The following is a 6,628-nucleotide window of genomic DNA, read 5'->3' as shown; positions in this document are numbered from 1 at the left end:
TAGGAATTTAACCCACATAGATTACTTAGTTGTCAAGGTGCAATTTTAGTTAATCTAGGGCTGCACCTTGCCACCTTTTCCTATTAGTATCTTTAGAGCAAAAATCTAATAGTTATAGGTGAACGAGTCGCCCCAATCCCTGATAGGGATTCAGGGGAGTTTAAACCGCCGATATTGGAAACCCTGACTGTATTTAGTTTTCAAGGTACAGATCCGAGAACCTTCACTCAATCTATCATTTCCAGCTTCAGCCGACAAGAGGTATCCGGAAACCAACCCATTTAAACCCAGTCCCAGTAATGCTTTCAGCGTTTCCGAGAACCTCACGCTGAGGCAAAATCCCTCAAACCCAGATGAGACAGGGAATACAGCCCAAAAATCAGACTCGCCCCCACAAACACCTACCCTCTCTCGGATTTCATCGAAAATTGGGGTTGGTAAGGGGGCGAATGGAAACCCCTGTCATTTATGTATGGGGCGGGTTTAGTCACATCTAGGTGCAACCGAAAAGATAGTTGTAAAACCCGCCCCTACACAATCTCCCTTGACTCTCCCTTCGACTGGAGACTTTATCCTATAAATATACACCATTCAGACGTGCCATCGCTCCCCTGTATCAACTTCAGCCACACCCCTCACCCATCCTAGTTTTCAGCTAGGAGAACCCAGAGCCCCAGACGCCCCATGGCGCGTCTCTACAAACTGCTACTACCAGGAGTCAACCATGGAAACCAGCCATCTACGACTACAAGGAATGGGTTGCGCCTCTTGCGCCGCCACGATTGAACAAGCCATACAAGGTGTTCCTGGCGTTGCTGACTGTAATGTTAACTTCGCCATGGAACAAGGTTCTGTAACCTATAATCCCAAAGCGACAAATTTGGACACCATCCAAAAAGCCGTCGCCGATGCTGGATATGGGGCGCATCCCTTAGATACCACCCAAATGGGTGAAGACACCGACGCCGAAAAAGCTTCACGGGAAGCCCATCAACGGGATCTCAAACGTAAAGTTATTGTCGGCGGCGTTATTAGTCTCCTCCTCGTCGTTGGTTCACTTCCCGCCATGACAGGGTTGCACATTCCCTACTTTCCCTCCTGGCTGCATAATGCCTGGGTGCAACTGGTTTTAAGTACACCTGTACTATTTTGGTGTGGTCAATCCTTCTTTGTCGGCGCGTGGAAAGCCTTTAAACGCCATGGTGCGGATATGAATACGCTGGTGGCGCTGGGGACAGGTTCTGCTTATTTATATTCTCTATTTGTTACCTTTTTCCCTGGCTTTTTAATCGCCCAAGGCTTGTCACCGGATATCTATTATGAACCCGCCGCCGTGATTATTACCCTCATTTTATTAGGGCGACTGTTGGAAAATCGGGCAAAGGGTCAAACCTCAGAAGCGATTCGTAAGTTAATGGGATTACAAGCGAAAACAGCGCGGGTAATTCGGAAAGGTGAAGAGGTTGATATTCCGATTGAACAGGTTATCGTCGATGATGTTATTGTCGTGCGCCCTGGGGAAAAGATTCCCGTGGATGGAGAAGTAGTTGATGGCGCTTCAACGATTGATGAATCCATGGTAACGGGTGAACCTATCCCGGTAAAAAAACAAGCTGGCGATGAAGTGATTGGCGCTACGATTAATAAAACCGGGAGTTTCAAATTCCGCGCCTCACGAGTGGGAAAAGATACCGTATTGGCGCAAATCGTCCAATTAGTGCAAGAGGCGCAAGGGTCAAAAGCGCCGATTCAGAAACTCGCGGATCAAGTCACGGGCTGGTTTGTACCCGTTGTGATTGCCGTGGCGATCGCGACCTTTGTGATCTGGTTTAATGTGATGGGAAATATTACCCTTGCCACGATTACAACGGTTGGCGTTTTAATTATTGCTTGTCCCTGTGCCTTAGGATTAGCTACCCCGACATCGATTATGGTGGGGACTGGCTTGGGCGCAGAAAATGGGATTTTAATTAAAGGGGGAGATAGTTTAGAACTCGCCCATAAACTTCAGGCAATTGTCCTGGATAAAACCGGAACGATTACCCAAGGAAAACCCAGTGTTACTGACTATGCTACCGTAAAAGGAACCGCCGATCAGCATGAAATAAAACTGCTGCGATTAGCCGCCGCCGTGGAACGGCTTTCAGAACATCCGTTAGCTGAAGCGATTGTTGATTATGCCAAATCCCAAGGCGTTGAATTCCCCTTACCCGACGTACAAAACTTTGAAGCCGTTGCCGGAATGGGGGTGCAAGGCGAAGTGGAGAATCAGCTGATCCAAATTGGCACTCAACGCTGGATGAATGCATTAGAAATTGATACCGAATCCCTACAATCTCAGAAACAAACCTGGGAAGCGGCGACCAAAACAACGGCTTGGATTGCCGTGGATGGTAAGATGGAGGGATTAATGGGTATTGCTGATGCCATAAAACCTTCTTCTGTTGAGGCGGTAAAGAAACTGCAACGCCTGGGGTTGCAAGTGGTGATGTTAACCGGGGATAATCAACAAACAGCAGACGCGATCGCACGAGAAGTTGGTATCCAGCATGTCTTTGCCGAAGTGCGCCCGGATCAGAAATCCGATGTCATCCGTTCCCTACAAACCGAACCGATTAAGAAAACTCCAAATCATGCCCTAGAAAGGCGTGAATTATCAAATCGAATTGTTGCCATGGTAGGTGATGGAATTAACGACGCCCCAGCCTTAGCCCAAGCGGATGTGGGAATAGCGATTGGTACGGGTACGGATGTGGCGATGGCAGCGAGTGATATTACGTTGATTTCTGGGGATTTAAACGGGGTGGTTACGGCGATTCAACTCAGCCACGCGACGATGGGAAATATTCGCCAAAATCTGTTTTTTGCGTTTGTTTACAATACAGCAGGGATTCCGATTGCGGCAGGAATTCTTTACCCGTTATTTGGCGTATTACTCAATCCAATTATAGCCGGGGGCGCTATGGCGTTGAGTTCTATTTCTGTGGTCACAAATGCGTTACGATTACGGAAGTTTCAGCCCCAAATTATCAGCGATCGCCTGTAGGGGCGACCCGCTGAAATCAATGAATAACTCAGATCCATTCAATTTTATCGGGTCGCCCTTTATTAACCTTGAGGAGGAAGAAAACTAATGGTTACTAAATCTAAAATTTTAGCCTATCTGGTTAGTTTAGGTATTTTAGGCGGAGTTGCTGTTAATCCGGCTATGGCTAAATTGTCAGAAGATCAGTCCCATAAAACGAGTCAATTTAGCAAAATTGAGCAACCGTTACTCCTGAAAGTAGGTGTTACGTTAGGGGGAGTTGTGTTGATTGGTGCAGAACTTTGGTGGTTTTTATTGAGCAAACCTCAATCCAACAAGTCTTGAGTTAGAACGGCGAAGACAGCGCAACTACAAGCGCAACTACAACTCTCTATTGCCTGTTCCCTGTTCCCTGTTCCCCTTTCCCTATTGTCACTAAGCTGATTAGAGTAGAGGCGATCGCACTCATCGGCACAACCCAATCTACCGCCCCCGTTTGAATTGCCGCAGACGGCATCTCGAAAAAATCACAAGTGTTTTCATCTTGGGCGATGGTTTTACCGCCCATCTTATGGATAGCCTGCACGCCCAAAGCACCATCGCTGCCCGTGCCAGAAAGAACCACCGCGATCGCACGTTCTTTAAACGTAGCGGCTACTGACTGCAACAGGAGGTCGGCGGAGGGGCAATTAAAGTCCACAAATGCTGCCTGAGAGAAGGAGAAGGTACCATTCGGGTTGACTAGCAGGTGTTCAGTTGGGGGGGCAATGTAAGCTATCCCCGGTTGTATTGACTCTCCGGCTTCAGGCAGTTTGAGGGGTAAAGTCGTGGAACGGTTCACTACGTCACTGAGCCAATTGGCAGAGGATTGAGAGTCTAGGTGCTGCACCACGACGAGCGCTGCCGGAAAATCCCCTGGTAAGGCAGCCAGGATATGGCTTAGAACCCTCAGCCCACCAGCTTTTGCTACCAGTACCACCATTTTGAAAGTCCTTAGCTTGTTCTCCTGGTTTGGGTTGGATTCCTGGGTAGCGGCGGCAGATGTCGGCGTAGTCGGCAATTGGGCTTGAAAAAGTGCTTGGCGAATGATGTCAGCACGCTGTCGGGCTTCCTGCGCTTTCGCTTCAAAACTTTGGGCTGAAATGGAACGGTTTTTATCGCGGGCGTTGGCTGCCATCTGACTCATCAGCTCTCCACGCTCCTCGAGAGAACGGATTGCCATCCACAGCGCCTGCTCCTGAGTCTCAGATTGCCCCGCTACCAAACTACCTGCTGACCAAGCATGACCCACGCGACAGCGGTATTTGAGCAAACCTTTGTCGTTCTGATAGTACAGCATACCGCCGCAGTCGGGACAAGCCAAGCTTGCAGGTATTCCCAGATCACGCTCTCGCATAGCCGCCCCATTGAATTCCACCACATCAGGTTCTATCTCTGTCTCGTTCTCATTAGACATGGTTGTTGCTCCTTCTTCCGTTACCAATTCATGGGCTAGACGAACTAAAGCGGAGGCTATTGACGACAAGGGCAGAATATGGTCAACATCTACGTGTTTAATCGCGCTCTTGGGCATTCCCGAAAACAGGGCATCATTGGGATCTTGAACAATCGCCACACCGCCAAAACGTTTCACATCCACAAGCCCTACAGTACCATCGTCGAGCGCACCCGATAGCACCACACCAACGACTCGGCGTCCATACGCTTTGGCTGCCGTGCGAAACAGAGGATCAACCGCCGGACGAGAGCCGTTCTCCTTCGGACCGTAGACTAGGCGGACATAGCCGCGTTTGACTAGCAGATGGTAGTCCGGAGGGGCTACGTAGATGCGCCCTGGGACAATCTCCTCACGCTCTGTAGGATGAACCACTGGCAAGGGAGTTTTTTGGTTCAAAATATCCGGCAGAAAGCTTTTATAGTGGCGTGAAAGATGAATGACGATGAAAATCGCGGCTGGCAGGTTTTCTGGCAAAGCAGTAACCAGTTGCTTGAGCGCTTCTACTCCGCCTGCGGAGGCTCCAACAACGATGATGTCATGACCTGGCATATATTTTTTCTTTTAGAAGGTGGGGGAATATTTATTTGATCAACAACACCAAAAAACTTTCCTCGCTTCCAGCAGATGTACTGGGTGATGGTACGGAATTGACCAAAACCGCCATCCAACAACTGTTTCCTAAGAAACCCTTTAGCGGTAATGCGGTAATCAAGGTCTTCCATGCTGTAAATGTTAATTTAAGCAACATTGAGCTACCTAAATTAACATTGGGGAGTCGTGTTCGAGAGCGCTGAATCACAGATTACAGCGTGGGTCTTACGACTCCCCAAACCCCTGCTAAGATAACAAACTATTCTTTTCCTCAACGTCTTCCCATGGTATGAATGTGAACGACTGCTGAAATGTCAGAATATCAGTCAGTCCCAGCCGACCAGCTAATTCTGCCAAATTGAGTAATCTTTACCGCTAAAATTCGGCGTTACATTAGGGGGGTTAGCCTTAATTAGTGCAGAAGTCTGGTGGTTTTTATTGAGCAAACATCAATCCAACAAGTCTTGAGTTAGAACCGGCGAAGACAGCGCAACAAAGTAGGGGCGCACAGACGTGCGCCCTTCTGTTAACGTCCCGATAACGTCCCGACTTCTGAATCTAATTTCTAGCTAGATAGAGATGAAAGCATCTTCAGTCAGCGTTGATGTATTAATTCCATTCAACATGGCTAAGGTTTGACCGTTGTAACGAATCTCGTTTCCTTGGAAGAACAAATCGTTAAAGGTGACACCGTTGGTTAAACCCAGTTGGTCTCCTTGACCTAAACTATTGAGGTGACAACGATCTTGGGCGACTAGCTGAGAAATAAAAGGCGGTTGCCATAAGGGGACAAAACTATAGTCGGGGCTGAGGGTTGCCAGACAACTAAAATCTGTATTGACAAAAATAATGTTTTGTGAATCATCCACGACGACTTCATGGGCATTGACATCGCCAGTGGTGTATGCAGTGCGGGGGACATAGAGGCGATCGCACTGTCGATAGTGTTCACCATTCCTCAACAGATTGGAGAAATGCCAAAGTTGGTAACGGCTGGTCATATATAGGTTTTCTCCTAACCCATAAAGTCCCATCGGCTTATCAAATAGCCGTTCATGTACTTTTAGTCGTCCATTAGCTTGACCACTGATAAAGAACAGACGATTGGTTTGGTAGGTGGTACAGGCAAGACTTAAATTCTGTTCCCTCAGCCATGAGGTTAATTGATGTGATGCAGTAATTCCTAGTCCTGATTTCTGGGAGTGTGGGATTTCTATCATTTCTTTTAAAATTTTATTAATTTAGAAATTAAATTAGGACAAATAGACAGCATAAACAGAGCGTTATTTTCCTCATAACAACTGGCAAACTCAAACCGTCTTGCCCAACAAGTTAAGGAGAATTGACGATAAAGTTATGTGAATTTTGTTAAATGGGTCGTCGCCGCATTTGTTTGGCTAACTAGGGAAAGCCAGATGATGCGCCAACTTTTATAGTGCTTTATCTGAGCATAGTGCCAACTGAAATAGGCAGGGTTTTACTCAGGGTTCAGTTTTGGGTAATCCGCCAATATT

General features: G+C 47.5%; 4 protein-coding genes and 1 pseudogene. 2 read left to right on the top strand and 3 right to left on the bottom strand.

Annotated features, from left to right (window positions below; genetic code table 11):
• Positions 1-724: 724 nt before the first annotated feature.
• Positions 725-3,046, top strand: coding sequence for a heavy metal translocating P-type ATPase (locus RIE73_RS28350; RefSeq protein WP_446404352.1), 2,322 nt, complete (start codon positions 725-727; stop codon positions 3,044-3,046).
• 87 nt (positions 3,047-3,133) lie between these two features.
• Positions 3,134-3,370, top strand: a complete 237-nt coding sequence (locus RIE73_RS28345) for a hypothetical protein (RefSeq protein WP_446404351.1) — start codon at positions 3,134-3,136, stop codon at positions 3,368-3,370.
• A 46-nt stretch (positions 3,371-3,416) separates the two neighbouring features.
• Here the strand turns inward: RIE73_RS28345 and RIE73_RS28340 are convergent, their stop codons facing one another.
• The 3 genes and pseudogenes from RIE73_RS28340 to RIE73_RS28330 all read right to left on the bottom strand — a co-directional run bounded on the left by RIE73_RS28340 (position 3,417) and on the right by RIE73_RS28330 (position 6,334).
• Positions 3,417-5,072, bottom strand: a complete 1,656-nt coding sequence (locus tag RIE73_RS28340; protein ID WP_446404350.1) for a chemotaxis protein CheB — start codon at positions 5,070-5,072, stop codon at positions 3,417-3,419.
• Between the two features lie 38 nt (positions 5,073-5,110).
• Positions 5,111-5,245: pseudogene (locus RIE73_RS28335) on the bottom strand (RNA-guided endonuclease TnpB family protein); the annotation flags it as partial.
• A gap of 438 nt (positions 5,246-5,683) precedes the next feature.
• Positions 5,684-6,334, bottom strand: a complete 651-nt coding sequence (locus tag RIE73_RS28330; protein WP_446404349.1) for a DUF4915 domain-containing protein — start codon at positions 6,332-6,334, stop codon at positions 5,684-5,686.
• Positions 6,335-6,628 lie beyond the last annotated feature (294 nt).

Origin of the sequence: Coleofasciculus sp. C1-SOL-03 (assembly GCF_040220555.1) — a bacterium.
Lineage (GTDB): Bacteria > Cyanobacteriota > Cyanobacteriia > Cyanobacteriales > Coleofasciculaceae > Coleofasciculus.
The sequence above is the reverse complement of the archived record's forward strand: the minus strand, read 5'-3'. Positions and strand labels throughout refer to the sequence as shown.

What these genes read in the sequence shown, in the direction of transcription:
- RIE73_RS28350 (WP_446404352.1), top strand. Translation starts at nt 725, where the DNA reads ATGGAAACCAGCCATCTACGACTACAAGGAATGGGTTGCGCCTCTTGC.
- RIE73_RS28345 (WP_446404351.1), top strand. Translation starts at nt 3,134, where the DNA reads ATGGTTACTAAATCTAAAATTTTAGCCTATCTGGTTAGTTTAGGTATT.
- RIE73_RS28340 (WP_446404350.1), bottom strand. Translation starts at nt 5,072, where the DNA reads ATGCCAGGTCATGACATCATCGTTGTTGGAGCCTCCGCAGGCGGAGTA.
- RIE73_RS28330 (WP_446404349.1), bottom strand. Translation starts at nt 6,334, where the DNA reads ATGATAGAAATCCCACACTCCCAGAAATCAGGACTAGGAATTACTGCA.